A 17,105-nucleotide genomic window follows, 5' to 3' on the forward strand; every position below is an offset into this window, starting at 1 on the left:
CCTTTTCAAAGTCGGGGGGCGAGCTGCGGGTCGCGCACGTCGGTGGGCGCCACGGTGTCGCTTCGGGCCACCAGCTTGTGCCCGGTCAGTCGGCTCAATTCGGCGCAGATGGCGGCCTTGTCGTCGTGCAGGTGGGCCACGGCCCGTTCCAGCTCCATGACCTTGGCGCCCACCAGGAAGCGGTACCAACAGCCCTGCAGGAAGTGGTAGACCAGGCCGCTGCGGCCGTCCAGAAAACCGAGCTGGACGATGTAGCGGTACAGGAAATACAGCGTGGCGCTGACGGTGAACGGGATGCGGTTGTAGACACGCTCCTTGACCCATCGCTTGAACGAGGCCTGGAACGAGGCGCTGCGCGCGCTGAGCGCCTCGTCGCGGGCGAACAGGCCGAGCCGCTGGTTGAGCACCTCGATGGCCTCGCGCGTGGCGTACTTGTTGTGCTTGTCGGTGAAGTAGCTCAGGTCGTGCAGGTTGTGGTCGGCGAAGCCGCCGTCGAAGGTGACGGTGCGCCCGCCCCAGACCACCACGTGCTCGTCCATCCAGCGGTCTTCCACGCGGCCCTTGCCATGGCGCCAGAGCCGCAGCATCACGAGCGGGTAGCGCCCGCCGTGGCGCACCCAGCGGTCCATGAAGATGTGCTTGCGCTTGAGGTTCACGCCCACCACCTCGGCCGGCAGCCGCGGCAGTTTTTCGCCGATCTCCCGCGCGAGGTCGGGCTCGATGATCTCGTCGGCGTCCAGGCGCAGCACCCACTCGCCGCGGATGTCGAGCGTGTCGAGCGCCCACTGGAACTGCCGGGCCTGGTTGACGAAGGCGTGCGTGTGGACCTCGGCCCCGAGCCGTTGCGCGATCTCGGCGGTGCCGTCGCTGGAGCCGGAGTCGACCACCACGATCTGGTCCGTGGACGCCTGGATGGAGCGGATGGCGCGCTCCAGGTGGAGGGCTTCGTTGTAGGTCAGGATGACGGCGGTGATGCTCATCGGGGGGGCTCCTCAGGCGTGAAGGGTGGCGATCTCCGCCGCGGGCCTGCGCGGCGAGAAAGCCACCTTGGTGTCGGGCGCCACCGGCTCGCCGAAGGCGATCATCATGATCAGCCGCTCGCCCGCCGGGATGCCGCCGGTGCGGCGGATCGCGGCCTCGGTCTTGTGGTCGATCGCCAGGTTCAGCGGGCAGGCGCCCCAGCCCATGGAGCGGCAGGCGAACATCAGGCACATGGCGAACAGCGCGCCGTCGACGTAGGCCTGGTTGCGTTGCCCGGGCCCGCCCCAGGCGCAGATCTCCGAGCTCACCACGAACAGGTTGCCGACCGTTTCCGCAAAGCCGCGCGAGCCGCCCTGCAGCGCCAGCAGCTGCTGGATGAGGGCGGGGTCCTGGTAGGCATGGACCCGCGAGGACTGGCGGTTGCATTGCGAGGGCGCGAGCTGCGCGAGCGCGATCGCCTCCAGGATGCGGTCGGGGTGCTGCGGCGTGGACCGCATCGTGCGGATGCTCGAGCGGCTGGCCATCAGCTGCTGCAGGTTGTTCAGCGGCTGGCCCAGGAAGGAGTAGTCCCGCGTGCCGCCCTTCCAGGGCCTGGGCAGCTTGGCTTCCCAGGCTTTCAGGTAGCCCGAGATCTCGTCGAGCAAGGGGTCGCTCAGGCCCGCCTTGGCGTGGAAGTTCACGTAGGCGTCCAGCGCGCCCAGCGACATGTGGGCGGGAATCGGTGAGTGCCGGATGTCGTAGCGCGACAGCGCGTTCATGACGAAACGGATCTTGTCCTTGCCGAACAGCGGTTTCGGGTTGGGCAGGGACAGGCCCTTCTCGATCGTGTGGGCTTCGATGAGGATCTTGTAGAACGCGCGCCGGGACGGGTCCACGAAGGGCGAGTACGAGTTGAAGCGCAGGAACAGCACGGCGTCGCGAAAGGCCTCGCTGAAGATGCCGGCCACCTTGAGCAGCTTGTCAAACATGGTGGCGCTCCCTCACCACGCGGTCCTTGAGCTTGCGGCACGGGTGGCCGGCGCAGACGGACCAGGCCGGCACCTCCTTGGTCACGACCGAGCGCGCGCCGATGACGGCGCCTTCCCGGATCACCACGTTCGGGTGCACGAAACTTTCGGCCGCGATCCACACGTGGTCTTCGATCGTGATGGGGCCGGTGATCAGGGGCCGGGACAGGGAGCGGATGTCGTGCGAGCCGGCGCACAGGAAGGTGCGCTGGCTGACCGCGACCTTGGAGCCGAGGGTGATGCGGTCCATGCTGTAGCAGTCCACGCCGTCGCCGAGGGCCGAGAACTCACCCATGCTCAGGTTCCACGGCGCCCAGACTCGGCACGAGGGCGCGATGCGGCAACCGGTGCCGACCTGGGCCCCGAACGAGCGCAGCAGGAAGCGCCGCCAGCCGTGCAGGGCCCAGCGCGGCGTGGGCCGGAACCCGAGCAGCCACACCAGCTCCCAGGCCCAGCGCCGCAGCTTGTCCGTGGAGCTGAACCGGTTGCGGTACCTCAGCGCGCCGAAGTCGCTCATGGGGTTCATGGCGCCACCGCCTTCAGTTGCCCGTTCAGAAATTCGTTGCCGGCCTGCCGCAGGTCCGCCAGCCGCTGGTCCACGGCGGCCCAGTCGATCGCCGTGCGCATCAGGGCCTCGGTCTGCTGCGCCGAGAACGACGCCGCGAAACGGTTTTCCAGACCGACGGCCCGCAGCAGGTGGATGGCGCGGGCATTGGCGGCGGCCTTGTCGCCGGTCAGCCCGGCCACGATGAAGGGCTTCTTGAACAGCAGCGAGAACACGGTGCCGTGGAACGAGTTGGTCACGACGAAACGCGCGTTCTTGACCAGGGCCACCCACTCGGCCGGATCGGGATAGACCGTCTGGCCGATCTCGACCCAGCGCCGGTGCGGGTTGTGCGGCGAGAGGATGGGGCAGCTCAGTTGGCTGGCCACGAGCTCGGCGGTCTGGCGGATGTTGTCGGGCGAGCGCAGCCCGTAGCAGAAGAGGTAGGGCTCGGTGCCGGGGCCGGCGGTGGGCGCCGGGTCGGTCAGTTCCGCGTAGCTGTTGAGCAGCAGGGTCGGGTCGGGCACGTTGGCGGGGCGCTGCCCGGTGGTGCGCTCGACCAGCGTGGCGCCGGAGGCCTCGCGCACCGAGATCGCGTCGAAGTGGTGCAGCAGCTCGGGCAGCTGCGCGGCCTCGTCCGGGGACACGCGGTCGCGGCCGAAGCTCGCGGCGTATGAAATCTTGCGGGCCCGGAACGACTGCGCGAAGGCCAGGAAGTAGTTCGGGTCGAAACCGAAATGCTGGGACGGGCTCCAGATCTGGTCGCTGCCCGCCACGATCAGGTCGTAGGCCTGCGCCGCGGCGAGCGAGGCGCCGTTGTCCGTGGGCGCGGCATCGGTGGAGATGCCCAGGAAATGTTCCCGGAAGCGCACGAACTTCTCCCGCTGGCCCCGGTGGCCGAAGTGCTGGTGGAGGAACGAGGACACCGCCAGGTAGACCACCTTCAGGTCGGCCTTGAGCTTGGCCGGCGAGGTGGGCACGCAGAGGCGCCCGCCGCGCTCGATGTGCGCGGGCCGGTAGTCGATGAAGCTGGCGCGGTGGCCCCGCTCCGTCAACCAGCGGCGCAGGGCATAGGCCTGCAGCGCGGCACCGTAGTTGTCGCTGAAATGGAAGGTGAGAATGCCGATGTTCATTGGGACACCTCCGGTTTCCAGGCCAGGCTGGCCGGCTCGGCGGCCAGCAGGCGCAGGACGTTCTTCTGAAAGCGCGCGGCCACCGCGGCACCGCCCAGGCGGGTGGACTCGGCGGCCGCCAGCGCGGCGCGGTTCCAGTGGAAGTCCTGGCAGATGCTTTGCAGGCGCTCGCGCAGCGAGCGGGCGTTGCCGGCCTCGAACACGTAGCCGTTGCGCCCGTTCTCGATCACGTCGCTGGCCCCGCAGCGGTTGCTGCAGATCACCGGCGTGCCCACCATCAAGGCCTCGTTGACCACCGCGCCCCAGCCGTCGAAGCGGCTGGGCAGCACCAGCACGTCGGCGGCGGCCATGGCCGCGACGGTCTCGGCGTTGGGCAGGGCCGGCGAGAAATCCACCCGCTCGGCGATGCCGAGTTCATGGGCGAGCTGCTGGAGGTTCGCGGCCTCCTGGCCCTGCCCGATGATGCGCAGGTGGGCCGAGGGCACGGCGAGCTGGCTGAACGCCTGCAGCAGCACATCGATCCGCTTGCGCGGAATCAGCTGGCCCGCGTAGAGGATCTCCTTGTGCCCGCGCCGCACCGGCGCGTGCCGCACCGGCGTGCAGTCCACCACGTGCACGAAGGGCACGATGCGCTCGCGGGGGTAGCCGCAGGCGGAGAAGAAGCGCGCGCCGCCGTAGCGGCCCGAGTGGCCGATGCAGAACACGCCGCTGAGGTGGCGGCGGTAGCGCAGCGCGTCCCAGGTGTAGGCCAGCCAGCGAGGCAGCAGGCGCGCGCCCGGCTCGTAGCGGTTCTCCGTCATCAGGAAGCGGTGCACCGGCGCGCCCAGGCTGGCCTGGAAGGCGGCCAGCGGCAGCGCGAAACCGCGCAGGCCGAAGAACACCTGCACCGAGCCGGGCAACGAAGCGAGCTCGGCGGTCTGGGCCGGCGTGGGCGCCCGGTGCACCTGGACCTGGCCGGTGTCGGGCACCGGGTAGCCGCGGTCGCGGTAGTAGGCGGGCAGGTCCTGCGTCACGCACCAGTGCACGGTGTTGCCGGGCAGCTCGGCCAGGGCACGGATGTACGCGGCCTGGTGGAACATGAGGTAGGAATGCCAGAAGACGTAGGTCATGGTGAGAATCCCGCGGGGTGGCGCAGGACGGGGCCTGGCGATGGAGGAAGGGCCGCGGCGCGAAGCCGGGGCGGGCCGAGGTTGAGTTGCAGGAGCAGCAACAGGATCAGCAGCGAGAAGGGGTTGCCGACCGCGATCAGGTAGCGGTTGAAGACCGACTGCACCAGCGCGAACAACAGCATCGAGCCGCTGAGGAAGAGGGCCGGGTTCATCGCGCCGGTGTCGAAGCCGCGGCGCAGGGCGCGCCATGCGGTGAACAGGAAGGTCAGGGCGATCAGCCCGCCCAGCACCACGCCGTGTTCGAGCGCGAGGTTGATGTAGGAGCTCTCCACCGGAAAGCCGATCACCTCGGGGCCGGCGGCGCGCACGCCCCGGCCGGTGAAGAACAGCACCGGGTCGGAGAACACGAGCTCGATGCCGTCGCGCCACAGGTCTTCGCGGCCCGTCGCGCCCGAGGCCGTGCCGCGCGTGGGCGAGTCCAGGTCCAGGATGGTGCTCAGGTAGCCGGCGATGGCGCCCGCCTTGGCCAGGCCGAGGGCCAGCGCGCCGACGGCCGCGAGGCCCAGGGCGGTGCGCGCGCGGCGGGAGCCGCGCCAGGCGATGAGCAGCACGGCGACGGCGCCCGTGACCCCCAGGGCCAGCAGGCTGGCCCGCGCGGACGCGGCCAGCACCATGCTCAGGCACAGCCCGGACATCGCCAGCGCGAACAGCTTCTGGTGGGCGCGCGTGCTGCCGAGGAAGTGCTGGAAGAACAGCAGGCTGCCCCCACCGTACACCAGGCCGGCGAGGTTGGGGTGCATGCCCAGCGGCGTGAAGCGCACCAGCCCCACGCTGCGCTCGACCGTGCCCACCACCGAGGTCAGGTAGTCGGCCGGCTGGACCACCAGCACGGAGGCGATCAGGGCGATGTAGACGCGCCGGAACACCTGGTCGACGCTGGGCCCCCAGGGCTGGCGCGCCAGCACCGCGGCCGAGACCAGCACCATCAGGAACATGGCGCCGTAAGCGACCGACATCGTGTTCTCGCGCGCGAAGGCCACCAGCATGGCGAACAGGAAAGCGCCGCCCACGATGTACTCGGCGGTGCTGAGCTCGATGCGGCGCGTGTCCCCCGCCAGCAGGGCCAGGAAACCGGCGCCGATGAACAGCGCGACCGAGCCCATCTGCACGGCCTGGAACGCCGGGCCTTCCACGTACCAGCCGCCCAGGTAGACGGCCAGGCCGAGCAGCCACAGCGAGAGCAGGCGCAGCAGCGGGTTCATGGCGCGGGCGCCCGCTTGAAGGCGCAGTGCAGGGCCGACATGGCGGGCAGCCATTCGGGCGAGGCCGTGATGTGCCGCAGTTCGTCGACGGTGCGGGTCAGGCGCTGCGGCTGGTGCGTGGAGATGAGCAGCCGGCTCTCGAAGCGGGCCAGCGCATAGGCCAGGGCGAGCGATCCGGTGGCACTGGCCGGGTCGGTGCCCTCGGGCAGCAGGCTGGCCAGCCGGGCCTTGAGCTGGGGGTCGCGCGCCATCGCGGGCCCGATGGCCGGCGCCACGAAGCGCAGGGCGCCGTGCAGCACGTCGTCCGCGGCCACCGGTGTCCACTCGGCGCCCGGGGCCGGGCTGCGGTATTGCGACACGGCGCCGAAGCGCACGAGCTGGTTCATCGGTTCGCCGGTGGAGCTGCCGTAGGCACCGAGCTGCCCCTGGGCGACGTAGCGATCGAGCAGCTCCCGCAAGGGGGCCAGCGTGTGGTGCGGCTGCGCCTCGTGCAGCAGCAGGCAGTCCACGCGCTCGCGCTGCAGCTGCCTCAGGCTGGCCTCGAAGGACTGGGCGATGAACCCGGTGTCGAAGTTGCCGGCGGGGGCGCGCCGGGCCATGCCCTTGAGCACGGCCTGGCGCAGGCCGGGCACCCAGCGGGCCAGCGGCTTGACCACGGCCCGGGCCTTCTGCATCAGGCCGGGCGAGGCGGGGCGGGCCAGCCCGGCCTTGGTCACCACGGTCACGTCCTCCTGCCGGCCCTTGAGGGCCTCGCCCAGCACGGATTCGGACGCGCCGAGCCCATAGGGCGGCGCGGTGTCGAAGTGGCGGATGCCCTGGTCCAGCGCGGCGTGGATCAGGCGCAGCGAGGTCGCCTTGTCGGCGCCGCCGTTGAGGCGGCCGCAGCCGAAGCCCAGCCGCTGGGTCATCAGGTCGTTGGCGGTGAGGTTCATACAGGGACCTCCGGGCGCAGCTGCTCGGCCAGCCGGGCCGTGAGCGCCATGGCGGTGAAGGTGGGATTGGCGTAGCTGGAGGTGCGGAACACCGCGGCCCCGGCGACGTAGAGGTTGTCCGTGCCGAACACGCGCAGCCCGCGGTCGACCACGCCGTCGCGCGCGTGGTGGCCCATGCGGGCGCCGCCGCACTGGTGGTAGGTGTCGGTGGCCTGGTCCAGCGCGCGCGCGTCCTCGTTGGCGAGCAGCGCGTCGATCTCCACCCGCGCCAGCCCGGCCGCCTGCAGGCTGTCGCCGATGCGGCGCATGAAGCCGGCCATGGCGCGCAGCTCGGGCTGGCCGCCGATGCGCCAGTCCAGCTTGGCCAGCGGCATGCCGAAGCGGTCCTTGCGCTGCGGGTCGAGGGTGATGCGGCTGTCGTGGCGCGGCAGCTGCTCGGCGTGCATGACGAGCCAGACGCCGCGGTCGGCCGGGTTGTGGATGCGGTGGTGCCGCAGGTACTGCACGACCATCGGCAGCCAGGCGCTGCCCATGCCGCGCAGGTGGCGCAACAGCTCGCCCAGGCCCTGGCGCGGCAGCGCGCCGCGCCGCAGCGACCTGGCCATCACCTTCAGGTGCTGCAGGTGCTCGGCGATGCTGGACTCGAACGCGAAATAGCCGGTGACCTGCAGCGCCGGGTCGGCGGCGAGGGCGCCCGCGCCGGCGCTGGCGCTGGCCAGCCGCAGCTTGGGCTGGTACTTGTGGCCGCCGAGCACGATGTTCTGGAAGGTGCGCAGGAAGCGCGGCTTGTCCAGCGGGTGCACGCGCCCGCCGCGCATTTCCAGGTGGTCCTGGAAGCCGGCGCCCACCCAGGGGTTGCCGACCCAGGGAGCCTGGGGCTGCTCGGCAGCGCTGGCCAGCAGCAGGCGGGCGATCTCGATGGTGCCGTTGGCCAGCACCACGCGCTGGCCGGCGATGGCGGTGAGGCTGCCGTCGGGCCGCGCCACGCGGACCGTGCTGACGCGCTCGCCGTCGGGCGACAGGTCCAGGCCCGTGGCGTGGGCGTGCAGCAGCACCGTGAGCTTGGGCGCGTTCTGCAGGCGCTCGCGGAAGTGGCGCGCCATGGCGGGCTCCTTGAGCCAGCGCGTGAGGAACAGCGTGAACCCGGGAATGTCGGGGTAGCCGCCGCCGAAGAGCTTGCGCGCCTGGGGCGTGTGCTCGTCGAGCGCGTCGGCCAGCCGCAGTTCCTTGGCCACGGCCTCGTACCAGGGCAGCAGTTCCTCGTAGGTGATGGGCCAGGGCGCGTCCGACACACCGGCGCGGGCCTCGAAATCCGAGGGCACGAAGCCGGTGAGCTGGCCGCCCCAGAGGTTGGAGGTGCCGCCCAGCGCGCGCCCGCGCGCCACGGCGATGCCGCTGTGGGCCCGACCGACGACGGTGGCGTCGTTGAGCGCCTGGGCCGGCGTTTCGAAACCGCCGCCGCCGCTCTCCAGCACCGTCACGCGCTGGCCCTGGCGCTCGAGCAGCACGGCCAGCAACAGGGCCACCGTGCCGCCGCCGACGATGACGACGTCCTGCGCGGTCTCCGGTGGCGGGGCGTGGTTCAGGTCGATGATCATGCGGCGACCCCTGTGGCCGGCGGGCCCTGAAGCCGGTGCTGGCGGTGCAGGCGGCGCACGGCGCGTGTGGCGGTGAGCCAGACCAGGGCCTCGCCCAGCACCATGGCGGCCACCACGCCCGTCATGCCGGCGCTGCGCCAGACCAGCCAGGCCACCACCAGCGAGACCACGGCGGCCATCAGGCTCTGCGCGGCCAGGCCGGCATGGCGGTTGATGGACATGAGCACGACGCGCGGGACCTGGGTGGCCGAGCACACGGCGGCGTAGAGCAGGAACAGCGCCATGCTGGTGGCGGTGAAGGGAATCTGGCCGTGCGTCCAGACCTCGAGCAGCCAGGGCGACACCAGGTACACCAGCAGCGCGCCCGCGGCGGCGATGAGCAGGCCCAGGTGCTTGGCCCGGCGGTAGAGCTTCCAGAAGGCGTGGTCGTCCTGCTGGCCTTTGAGGGCGGTGAGCTCTGGCCAGAGCGGGTTGCTCAGCGCGTTGGTGACCTGCACCACGACCCGGGCGACGGTGCGGTAGGTGTTGAACACGGCGGTGGCGGCGGGGCCCAGCGTGGCCGCCACCAGCAGGGTGAAACCTTGCAGGCTGAGCGCGTTGGTCATCGAGATCGAGAAGAACAGCGCACCCGGCGCGGCGGTCTGTCGCACGTCGGCCCAGCTGGCGCGCGCCACGCCCCAGCGCAGGAAATCGGTGCGCCGCTGGCTCAGGCCGATGCTCAGCGCCGTGTAGCCCAGCCGGGCCAGCAGGGCCGAGCTGGCGACGCCGATGAAGGTCTGCGTGAGCACCAGACCGGCCAGGCCACCGGCCCATTCGACCAGGCGCCCGGTGGTGACGAGGTAGGTGCCCGCCGCGTAGCCGCCGGTGGCCTTGTAGACCACCTCGGCCAGGCTGCAGAACAGGCTGAGCACCACGCTGAGGGACAGCAGCATGAGCACGGCCTTCCACTGCGGCGCCTGCAAGGTGGTGTCGGGCAACAGCAGCAGCGCGGCGCCCACCGCGAGCAGGGCCAGCAGCGAGACGCTCAGCAGAAAGGCCACGGCGCTCTGGAACACCCCGGCCGCGCGCGCCTTCTGGCCCTGCGTGATGAGACCGATCATCCGGTTGCACGAGGCGGTGGAGATGCCGGCGTCGGCCATCGACAGGTAGAAGGGCAGTGCCGTCAGGGCCAGCCAGTAGCCGTAGGTGGCGATGTCCCAATGGTGGAGGAAGACCGGCAAGGCCACCAGTTGCGTGCCGATGCTCACCGCCTGCGCATAACCGTAGGCGCCCGCGCCCGAGGCCATGCGGCGCGCGATGGACGCGCGGCGGGTGGGGGCGGTGCGCAAGGGGGCGGACATGGGGATCGGCACCGGGTGCTCAGTGTTCGCTGGAGACGGCCACGGCGTAGCCGTGGTGCTTGAGCAGGGCGTGGCGCTGGGCGTCGGCCAGGTCGGAGACCACCATCTCCGTCACCATGTCCTGCAGCGCGATCCGGGGCACCCAGCCCAGCGTGTTCTTCGCCTTGGCCGGGTCGCCCAGCAGGGTTTCCACCTCGGTCGGGCGGAAGTAGCGCGGGTCCACCTTCACGATCACCTGGCCCGGCCGCAGCGCCGGCGCCTTGTCGCCTTCGACGGCCTGCACGATGGCCTGTTCGTTCACGCCCTGGCCCTCGAAGCGCAGGGTGATGCCCAGCTCGCGCGCGCTCATCTCGATGAACTGGCGCACGCTGTACTGCACGCCGGTGGCGATGACGAAATCTTCGGGTTGTGCCTGCTGCAGCATCATCCATTGCATGCGCACGTAGTCCTTGGCATGGCCCCAGTCGCGCAGCGAATCCAGGTTGCCCATGTAGAGGCAGGGCTCCAGCCCCTGGGCGATGTTGGCCAGGCCGCGCGTGATCTTGCGGGTGACGAAGGTCTCGCCGCGGCGCGGGGATTCGTGGTTGAACAGGATGCCGTTGCAGGCGTACATGCCGTAGGCCTCGCGGTAGTTCACCACGATCCAGTACGCGTAGAGCTTGGCCACGGCGTAGGGGCTGCGCGGGTAGAAGGGCGTGCTTTCCTTCTGCGGGATTTCCTGCACCAGACCGTAGAGCTCGGAGGTGCTGGCCTGGTAGAAGCGGGTCTTCTTCTCCAGCCCGAGGATGCGGATCGCTTCGAGCAGGCGCAGCGTGCCCAGGCCGTCCACGTCGGAGGTGTATTCGGGGCTTTCGAAGCTCACCGCCACATGGCTTTGCGCGCCGAGGTTGTAGATCTCGTCGGGCTGGGTCTCCTGCACGATGCGGATCAGGTTGCTGGTGTCGCTCAGGTCGCCGTAGTGCAGGTGGAAGCGCGCGTCGTCGATGTGCGGGTCCTGGTAGATGTGGTCCACGCGCTGGGTGTTGAACTGGCTGCTGCGGCGTTTGATGCCGTGCACGATGTAACCCTTTTCGAGCAGCAGCTCGGCGAGGTAGGAGCCGTCCTGCCCGGTGACGCCGGTGATGAGCGCGACCTTGGGCTGGGTGTGGGGGATGGGCGGGTTCTGGGTCATGGTGTTGGGCTCGCGAAGGTCAGTGGGCGGCGGCGTGCTGCAGGAAGTCCTGGTACGTGAGGGCCAGGCCGGCGGGGAGATCGACCTTGGCCTGCCAGCCCAGGCTGTGCAGGCGGCTGCTGTCCATCAGCTTGCGGGGCGTGCCGTCGGGCTTGCTGGCATCGAAGCGGATGCCGCCCTCGAAGCCGGTGATGCGGGCCACGCTGTGCGCGAGCTCGGCGATGGTCAGGTCCGACCCGGAGCCCACGTTGATGTGGCTGAGCATGGGCTGGGTGTGCTGCTCGTAGTCGGCCTTGGCCAGGTTCATCACGTGCACGCAGGCGGCGGCCATGTCGTCGACGTAGAGGAACTCGCGCATCGGCTTGCCGCTGCCCCAGATGGCGACCTCGGGCGTGCCCGCCATCCGGGCCTGGTGGAAGCGGCGGATCAGCGCGGGGATGACGTGGCTGTTCTCGGGGTGGTAGTTGTCGCCCGGGCCATAGAGGTTGGTGGGCATGACGCTGCGGTAGTCCACGCCGTGGCTGGCGCCGAACTGGCGGTTGTAGCTTTCGCAGAGCTTGATGCCGGCGATCTTGGCCACGGCGTAGGGCTCGTTGGTGGCTTCCAGCGGCGCGGTGAGCAGGGCGTGCTCGCTCATGGGCTGCGGCGCGAGCTTGGGGTAGATGCAGCTCGAGCCGAGGAACAGCAGCTTGCGCACGCCGTTGCAGAAGGCGGCCTCGATCACGTTGGCCGCGATCATGAGGTTCTGGTAGATGAAGTCGGCGGGGAACACGCTGTTGGCGTGGATGCCGCCGACCTTGGCCGCGGCGAGGTAGACCTGTTGCGGTTTGGTGCGCGCGAAGAAGGCGCGCACGGCGGCCTGGTCGGTCAGGTTGAGGTCGGCGTGCGTGCGCGTCACGATGTGGCTGGCGGGATGGCCGGCCGCGCGCAGCTGCCGCACGATGGCCGAACCGACCATGCCGCGGTGACCGGCGACGTAAATGGTGTCAGGGGTGTTCATCAGCAGGCTCCTTCTTGTCTGAGGACCACGCGCACGGTGCGCAGCATGATCACGAGGTCGTACCAGAGCGACCAGTTTGCGCACGTACCAGAGGTCCATGTTGATGCGGTGCTGGAACGTGCTGGTGCTGCGGCCGCTGATCTGCCACAGGCCGGTGATGCCGGGGCGGGCCTTGCCGTAGGCGGCGATGCTCTTGCCGTACTCGTCCAGCTCGCGCGCCAGCAGCGGGCGCGGGCCGACCAGGCTCATGTCGCCGCGCAGCACGTTGATGAGCTGGGGCAACTCGTCGATGCTGGTGCGGCGGATCAGGCGGCCGATCTTCGTGATGCGCGGGTCGTTGGCGAGCTTGAAGTTGCTGGCCAGGTACTGCACGTAGAGCTTTTGATTCTCGGTCTTCCAGCGCTCCAGGGCGCCGTCGGCGTCCATCACCATGCTGCGGAACTTGATGAAGTCGAACAGCTGGCCGTCCACGCCCACGCGCTTCTGCACGAAGAAGGCGGGCCCCGCGTCGTCGCGTTTGATGCGCCAGGCGACCCAGGCAAACAGCGGCGCGAGCAGCACCAGCAGGGCGGTGGCGCCCACGATGTCGAGCGCGCGCTTGAGCACCTGCGGACCGCGCCGGTTGAGGTTGTTGCGCGCGCGCAGCAGCAGCACGTCGTGGCTGAAGAAGTGCGAGACTTCCATGCCGTAGATGGGCAGGCCGCCGAGCGCGGGCACCATGACGAGGTCGTCGCGCGTGAGCATGAGTTCCTCGGCGAGTTCGCGCAGCCAGTTGTTGTCCCGGATGCCGAGCACGCCCACCAGCTGGTGGGGCCCGGGCCGGGCGAGGAACTCGCGCACGCCCGGCGTCAGCGCGGTCGGTGCGGCGACGTGCCCGCCGCCGAGCTGGACCAGCCGCGCGCCGGGGTCGGGACAGACCACAGCCACCGGCTTGTAGCCCAGCAGCGGCTCGCTGGCCAGGGCGGCCGCGGCCTTCTCCACGTCGTCGGGGTGGCCGATGAGCACATAGGGTTGCGCGAGCAGGCCCGCGCGCAGCAACCCGTGGCGCACGGCCAGGCGCGACAGCGGCAGCAGGACGAGCACCAGGCCCCAGGTGGCGCCGGTCCACAGGCGCGAGAGCGGCCACTTGGCGAGGTAGATGACCATGGCATCGAGCAAGGCCGCGAGCACGATCACCTGGATCAGCTGGCGGGTCTCGTCCCACCAGGGCTTGCGGCGGTGCGCCGAGTAGTGGCCCTGCACGGTCCACATCCAGCTCACCATGGTCAGCGCGACCGCGGCGAACAGCGTGAGGCGCAGGTGGCCATTGGCGGCCCACCACACGTTCATGGCCTGCGAGAGGCTGATCTCGTCGCGCAGCCACGCGGGCAGGCGGCCCGCCACGAAACACAGCGCGAGCACGCACAGATCGGTGAGCACCAGCCAGGCCTTGACCTTCTGCTGGCGCCGCGCGAGATCGGCCCAGGGGGTGAGGCTGCGGGCGAGGTCGTGTTCGTTGTAGAGCGGGACGACGACGCCCGGGCCGGCTTCGGTGGGCGCGGGCGAGGGTGACGGCCTCTCCCGGGGATGGGTGCGCGCGCGGGCCATGTCAGTCAGCGCCCGCTGAAGATGGAACGGGCCGATGGCGGGGCCCCATGCCGGTGCATGGAATGCACTCGGAAAGCGCGCGCGGCGCACAGGAATAACGGGTGACTGAAGCACGGCATAGGTGCACTCCCTGGGTTCGTTGACGGTTCGCAGGCATGCAGCGCTGCGTTCGCCTTTTCTTTTTAGGCCACGAAAAAGCGCGAGATGTAACGAGCTTTGAGTTAAGCCACGAGGCTTGTGTAGGACTGAACCTTGCTTCGATGCGAGGCCAAGTGCCGTGCGAGGGGTGTGCGCCTTAATTGATGGAACTTATGTTCTTGAGCGGACTCACAATGCGCCAGGAGGTGAAGCGATGCGAGTGGCCGAAGCGATCGAGCTGGATGCAAAAACCGAGCGTGCCTTGCGCACGCTGGCCCAGGGACGGCGGGTCGAGGCCCGCGTGAAGCAGCGCGCCAGCGTCATCCTGCTGGCGGCGCAAGGGTGGCAGAACAAGGACATTGCGGACGAGGTCAAGCTCGATCGGCGGCAGGTGGCCTTGTGGCGGCGGCGCTTCATCGAAGGCGGCCTCGAGGTCCTGCTGCAGGACGCGCCGCGTTCGGGGCGCACACCGAGCGTGACGTCGGCGCTCGAGTCGCATATCGTGAGCACGACGCTGCACGAACAACCGGCCGAAGCCGCGCAGTGGAGCACGCGCACGCTGGCCTCTTACCTGGGTCTGGGCGCCACCACCATCCGCCGGGTGTGGCAGCGTAATGGCATCAAACCGCACGCGGCGGAGTGATCAAGTCATAAGTGCAGACCAAAATGGCGCAGTGCAGCAATTGACCTGTTGAATGGCCGTTTGCGCGCGGATGAGGGGTTTACATCCCGAAACCCGTTTTCGTGGACCAGCGGCCACGACGAACGGTTAAATGGCCGAGATGTCGGTCTGCACCGGCCAGTGAAGCGCGTTGGCGCGGCTGTCGCCGGTGCCGAAGCGGTGCTGCAGCAGCACGGTGTATTGCCCCGGGCGGGTGCCGCAGAGGCGGTAGCCGTCGGCCACCGGGCTGAGCTGAACGCCGCTTTGTGGGGCGGTTTGCAGCTCCCAGGTGCCGAGTTGGGGCGCGGCGCGCCGCAGCGAGACGCAGAAGCCCCGTTTCATGTTGGACATCACCACCAGGCGTTGTTCGGCGCTGGCCTTGCCGTCGGCGGTGTCGAGCAGTTGGGGGTGGCTGTTTTCAATGACCCGCATGATGGGCGGGATGACGATGCGGAAGTCGAGCGAGGCGCCGGCCTTGCCCTGAGGCACCAGCACGCTCTCGCCGATGCTGGTCGCGGGGACCAGCATCAGGGCACTGGCGGCCAGTGCGGGGAGGGCGAGGCGGTGGGGGGGCATGACCCACTATCGGCCCACTTCCTCCAAACTTAATACCCCTGCTCGGGGAAGGCTGGCGCGCCGCAAGGGCATGCCCGGCGCGGGTTCACTCGCTGCGCTGCACCGGAATGCTGACAGAGGCGCTTTCCCGCAGGCGCACGTCGACCTTGGCCTGGCCCTGGTCCACCACGTTCCAGGGCAGTGGCAGCGTCTCGCCGCGCACGCTCACGGTGCGCGGGCCGCCGGCCACGAAGGGGAATTCGAAGCGGCCCTGGCTGTCGGTTCGCACGGCGTAGCGGTTGTCCAGGTAGACGGTGACGTTGGGCACGCCCTGTTCGCTGGCTTCCTGGGTGCCGCTGCGGTTGGCGTCGAAGTACACCGTACCGACGATGCGGCCGCCGCCGTCGCTGGCCCGGCCGCCCAGCGGCACGTTGCGGCTGCCGGCTTCGAGCTCGTAGCGCAGCACGGCGTAGAAGGAGCGGTCCGACTCGGGGATCACGATGGCCAGCGGCGGCGCCAGCGGGTCCAGCGAGGGGTTGAAGCGGCTGCGGCCGGTGGAGCGGTTGTAGTTGGCCTCCACGCTCCAGCGCGGGTCGATGCGCCAGTGGCCGCCCAGGTTGAGGCTGTGGCGCGATTGCCCGGTGTTGCTGTGTTCGGTGTTGAGGTTGCCGCGCAGGCTGGCCTTGTTCGTGATCGGCGCGGACACGCTGAGCGCGGCGCTCCAGACCGATTCCCGGGGGCGGCCCTGGTAGGCGTCGTAGGCGCCGGTGCCCAGGCTGGTGGAGACGGCCCAGCTCTGCGGCACCAGCCATTCCTGGTCCCAGGTCAGCCAGCGCGAGTTGGCCTCGTTGTCGCTGTGCACGAACTCCAGGCGCAGGCCGCTGTGGCCCCAGCCGTTCTGGAAGCGCCAGTCGCCGTAGCTGCTCCAGGCGTCGCCGTCGAAGCGGCGCACCGTGGTGCCGGCGCCCACGGTGTGGTCGCGGTTGAGGCGCCAGCGCGCCGAGCCGGTGGCGAAGAAACCGCTGCCGCTGCGCCCGCTGATCGAGTCCAGCCAGTCCACCGAGCCCTCGGCCGACCACTGGCGCGTGCGCCAGCTGGTGCGCGCGTAGGCGCCCACGAGGTCGTTCGCCAGCGGCAGGTTGGCCCAGCTCAGGTCCTGCTCGAGCCGGTAGGCGCCCAGGCCGTGCCGGCGCGGGCCGTCGTCCCATTCGCCGTCGACCCAGAAGCCGCTGCGCGCGCCGTTCAGGTTGTTGGCCTGGGTGCGCAGCACCTGGCCCTGGATGCGGTGCTCGGCACCTTCGTGCCGCAGCGCCAGCAGGGTGGAGTTGGCGTCGACGATGTCGCTGGCCTGCAGCGGCACGTCCAGGTTGGAGACCTTGCGCGCGTCCTCGTGCTGCAGGGCGAGCGTCCAGCCCTGGTGGGACAGGGGGTTCGCACCGTCCGCGTTGAGGCGCCATTGCCCACCGAACGAGGTGCGCTGGCCCGGAAGCTTGCGAAAGCCGTTGGCCGGGAGGAAGTCCAGCCGGCCGGGTTCACCGGTGCTGGCCTGCAGTTGCAGACCGGCACCGGGGTTCTCCCACTCGGTGCTGATGCCCTGCACGATGGCCGAAGGCAGGTAGATGCGCGCGGGCAGGCGCAGGATGCCGGGCGTGGGCGGGTTGATCACGCCCAGCTCGTTGCTCATCAGCCAGCCGCCGGAGAGCGGCATCGCGCGCTGGCGCAGCGTGAGCGTGCCGCTGCTGTCGCTGGGCGCGTAGGTGCCGTCGATGGAGAGGGAGCCGTGGTTGGGCGTCTCCAGCAGGCCGTAGATGCCATAGCCGATGCGGGTCTTGCGCGCCGCGTCGAAGGGCTGGGTGCCCAGGCGGGTCTCCAGGCGCAGAAAACGCGGCCAGCCCTGGCGGTCGTAGGCATAGGCCTCGGCGTCCTCCGCCGGTTCGGGCGGCAGGCCCTCGATCACCCGGTCTTCGTAGGCGGGTGCGCTGGTGGGGGAGGGGGGAGGTGGGGCCGCGCTCTGCGCCCAGGCCGCCAGCCAGGGGGTCGATGCACCCAGGAGCGCCAGCAGGCAATGGGACGGGCGCGGCACCAGC

General features: G+C 70.1%; 14 protein-coding genes and 1 pseudogene. 1 reads left to right on the forward strand and 14 read right to left on the reverse strand.

Features of this window, described 5'->3' with window-relative positions; translation table 11 throughout:
* Window positions 1-5 precede the first annotated feature (5 nt).
* From ACFJGX_RS06185 to ACFJGX_RS06240, 12 genes and pseudogenes are all read right to left on the reverse strand, one after another.
* Window positions 6-980 carry a glycosyltransferase family 2 protein gene (locus ACFJGX_RS06185; RefSeq protein ID WP_382322288.1) on the reverse strand — a complete coding sequence of 325 codons (975 nt, stop codon included), beginning with the start codon at window positions 978-980 and terminating at the stop codon, window positions 6-8.
* 12 nt (window positions 981-992) lie between these two features.
* Window positions 993-1,949, reverse strand: a complete 957-nt coding sequence (locus ACFJGX_RS06190) for a nitroreductase family protein (protein ID WP_382328018.1) — start codon at window positions 1,947-1,949, stop codon at window positions 993-995.
* Window positions 1,942-2,514 (reverse strand): putative colanic acid biosynthesis acetyltransferase, encoded by a 573-nt coding sequence (locus tag ACFJGX_RS06195; protein ID WP_382153018.1) that lies wholly within the window; start codon window positions 2,512-2,514, stop codon window positions 1,942-1,944. Before ACFJGX_RS06195 ends, ACFJGX_RS06190 begins: the two co-directional genes overlap by 8 nt.
* Complete coding sequence (locus ACFJGX_RS06200; RefSeq protein ID WP_382328020.1) at window positions 2,511-3,665, reverse strand: polysaccharide pyruvyl transferase family protein; 1,155 nt, start codon at window positions 3,663-3,665, stop codon at window positions 2,511-2,513. The genes ACFJGX_RS06195 and ACFJGX_RS06200 overlap by 4 nt, the downstream gene beginning before the upstream one ends.
* Entirely contained in the window at window positions 3,662-4,774 is a 1,113-nt protein-coding gene (locus ACFJGX_RS06205; RefSeq protein WP_382322285.1) for a glycosyltransferase, read from the reverse strand. Before ACFJGX_RS06205 ends, ACFJGX_RS06200 begins: the two co-directional genes overlap by 4 nt.
* A complete protein-coding gene (locus ACFJGX_RS06210) occupies window positions 4,771-6,036 on the reverse strand; it encodes an O-antigen ligase family protein (protein ID WP_382322284.1) in 1,266 nt (421 codons plus the stop codon). Before ACFJGX_RS06210 ends, ACFJGX_RS06205 begins: the two co-directional genes overlap by 4 nt.
* A complete protein-coding gene (locus ACFJGX_RS06215) occupies window positions 6,033-6,968 on the reverse strand; it encodes an aldo/keto reductase (protein ID WP_382153030.1) in 936 nt (311 codons plus the stop codon). The genes ACFJGX_RS06210 and ACFJGX_RS06215 overlap by 4 nt, the downstream gene beginning before the upstream one ends.
* Window positions 6,965-8,566, reverse strand: coding sequence for a GMC oxidoreductase (locus ACFJGX_RS06220; protein WP_382322283.1), 1,602 nt, complete (start codon window positions 8,564-8,566; stop codon window positions 6,965-6,967). The genes ACFJGX_RS06215 and ACFJGX_RS06220 overlap by 4 nt, the downstream gene beginning before the upstream one ends.
* Window positions 8,563-9,906 (reverse strand): lipopolysaccharide biosynthesis protein, encoded by a 1,344-nt coding sequence (locus ACFJGX_RS06225; protein WP_382328022.1) that lies wholly within the window; start codon window positions 9,904-9,906, stop codon window positions 8,563-8,565. Before ACFJGX_RS06225 ends, ACFJGX_RS06220 begins: the two co-directional genes overlap by 4 nt.
* Before the next feature lie 19 nt (window positions 9,907-9,925).
* Window positions 9,926-11,077 carry a GDP-mannose 4,6-dehydratase gene (gene gmd, locus ACFJGX_RS06230; RefSeq protein WP_382322280.1) on the reverse strand — a complete coding sequence of 384 codons (1,152 nt, stop codon included), beginning with the start codon at window positions 11,075-11,077 and terminating at the stop codon, window positions 9,926-9,928.
* Between the two features lie 19 nt (window positions 11,078-11,096).
* Window positions 11,097-12,077: a GDP-L-fucose synthase family protein gene (locus ACFJGX_RS06235; protein WP_382322279.1), complete on the reverse strand. Its 981-nt coding sequence runs from the start codon at window positions 12,075-12,077 to the stop codon at window positions 11,097-11,099.
* 132 nt (window positions 12,078-12,209) lie between these two features.
* Window positions 12,210-13,664: pseudogene (locus ACFJGX_RS06240) on the reverse strand (exopolysaccharide biosynthesis polyprenyl glycosylphosphotransferase); the annotation flags it as partial.
* 358 nt (window positions 13,665-14,022) lie between these two features.
* Between ACFJGX_RS06240 and ACFJGX_RS06245 the strand changes: the two are divergent.
* Complete coding sequence (locus tag ACFJGX_RS06245) at window positions 14,023-14,445, forward strand: helix-turn-helix domain-containing protein (protein WP_382322277.1); 423 nt, start codon at window positions 14,023-14,025, stop codon at window positions 14,443-14,445.
* A 126-nt stretch (window positions 14,446-14,571) separates the two neighbouring features.
* Here ACFJGX_RS06245 and ACFJGX_RS06250 read toward each other — a convergent pair whose 3' ends face one another.
* Together ACFJGX_RS06250 and ACFJGX_RS06255 are read right to left on the reverse strand one after the other, a co-directional pair.
* A complete protein-coding gene (locus ACFJGX_RS06250; RefSeq protein ID WP_382328024.1) occupies window positions 14,572-15,039 on the reverse strand; it encodes a hypothetical protein in 468 nt (155 codons plus the stop codon).
* Between the two features lie 85 nt (window positions 15,040-15,124).
* A complete protein-coding gene (locus ACFJGX_RS06255; RefSeq protein WP_382322275.1) occupies window positions 15,125-17,101 on the reverse strand; it encodes a hypothetical protein in 1,977 nt (658 codons plus the stop codon).
* Window positions 17,102-17,105: the final 4 nt, after the last annotated feature.

The organism is Hydrogenophaga sp. UC242_50 (assembly GCF_042697355.1).
GTDB lineage: Bacteria > Pseudomonadota > Gammaproteobacteria > Burkholderiales > Burkholderiaceae_C > Hydrogenophaga.

Coding starts and splice junctions, on each gene's coding strand:
- ACFJGX_RS06190 (WP_382328018.1), bottom strand. CDS start 1,949: ATGTTTGACAAGCTGCTCAAGGTGGCCGGCATCTTCAGCGAGGCCTTT.
- ACFJGX_RS06225 (WP_382328022.1), bottom strand. CDS start 9,906: ATGTCCGCCCCCTTGCGCACCGCCCCCACCCGCCGCGCGTCCATCGCG.
- ACFJGX_RS06220 (WP_382322283.1), bottom strand. CDS start 8,566: ATGATCATCGACCTGAACCACGCCCCGCCACCGGAGACCGCGCAGGAC.
- ACFJGX_RS06185 (WP_382322288.1), bottom strand. CDS start 980: ATGAGCATCACCGCCGTCATCCTGACCTACAACGAAGCCCTCCACCTG.
- ACFJGX_RS06205 (WP_382322285.1), bottom strand. CDS start 4,774: ATGACCTACGTCTTCTGGCATTCCTACCTCATGTTCCACCAGGCCGCG.
- ACFJGX_RS06195 (WP_382153018.1), bottom strand. CDS start 2,514: ATGAACCCCATGAGCGACTTCGGCGCGCTGAGGTACCGCAACCGGTTC.
- ACFJGX_RS06215 (WP_382153030.1), bottom strand. CDS start 6,968: ATGAACCTCACCGCCAACGACCTGATGACCCAGCGGCTGGGCTTCGGC.
- ACFJGX_RS06250 (WP_382328024.1), bottom strand. CDS start 15,039: ATGCCCCCCCACCGCCTCGCCCTCCCCGCACTGGCCGCCAGTGCCCTG.
- ACFJGX_RS06235 (WP_382322279.1), bottom strand. CDS start 12,077: ATGAACACCCCTGACACCATTTACGTCGCCGGTCACCGCGGCATGGTC.
- ACFJGX_RS06210 (WP_382322284.1), bottom strand. CDS start 6,036: ATGAACCCGCTGCTGCGCCTGCTCTCGCTGTGGCTGCTCGGCCTGGCC.
- gmd (WP_382322280.1), bottom strand. CDS start 11,077: ATGACCCAGAACCCGCCCATCCCCCACACCCAGCCCAAGGTCGCGCTC.
- ACFJGX_RS06200 (WP_382328020.1), bottom strand. CDS start 3,665: ATGAACATCGGCATTCTCACCTTCCATTTCAGCGACAACTACGGTGCC.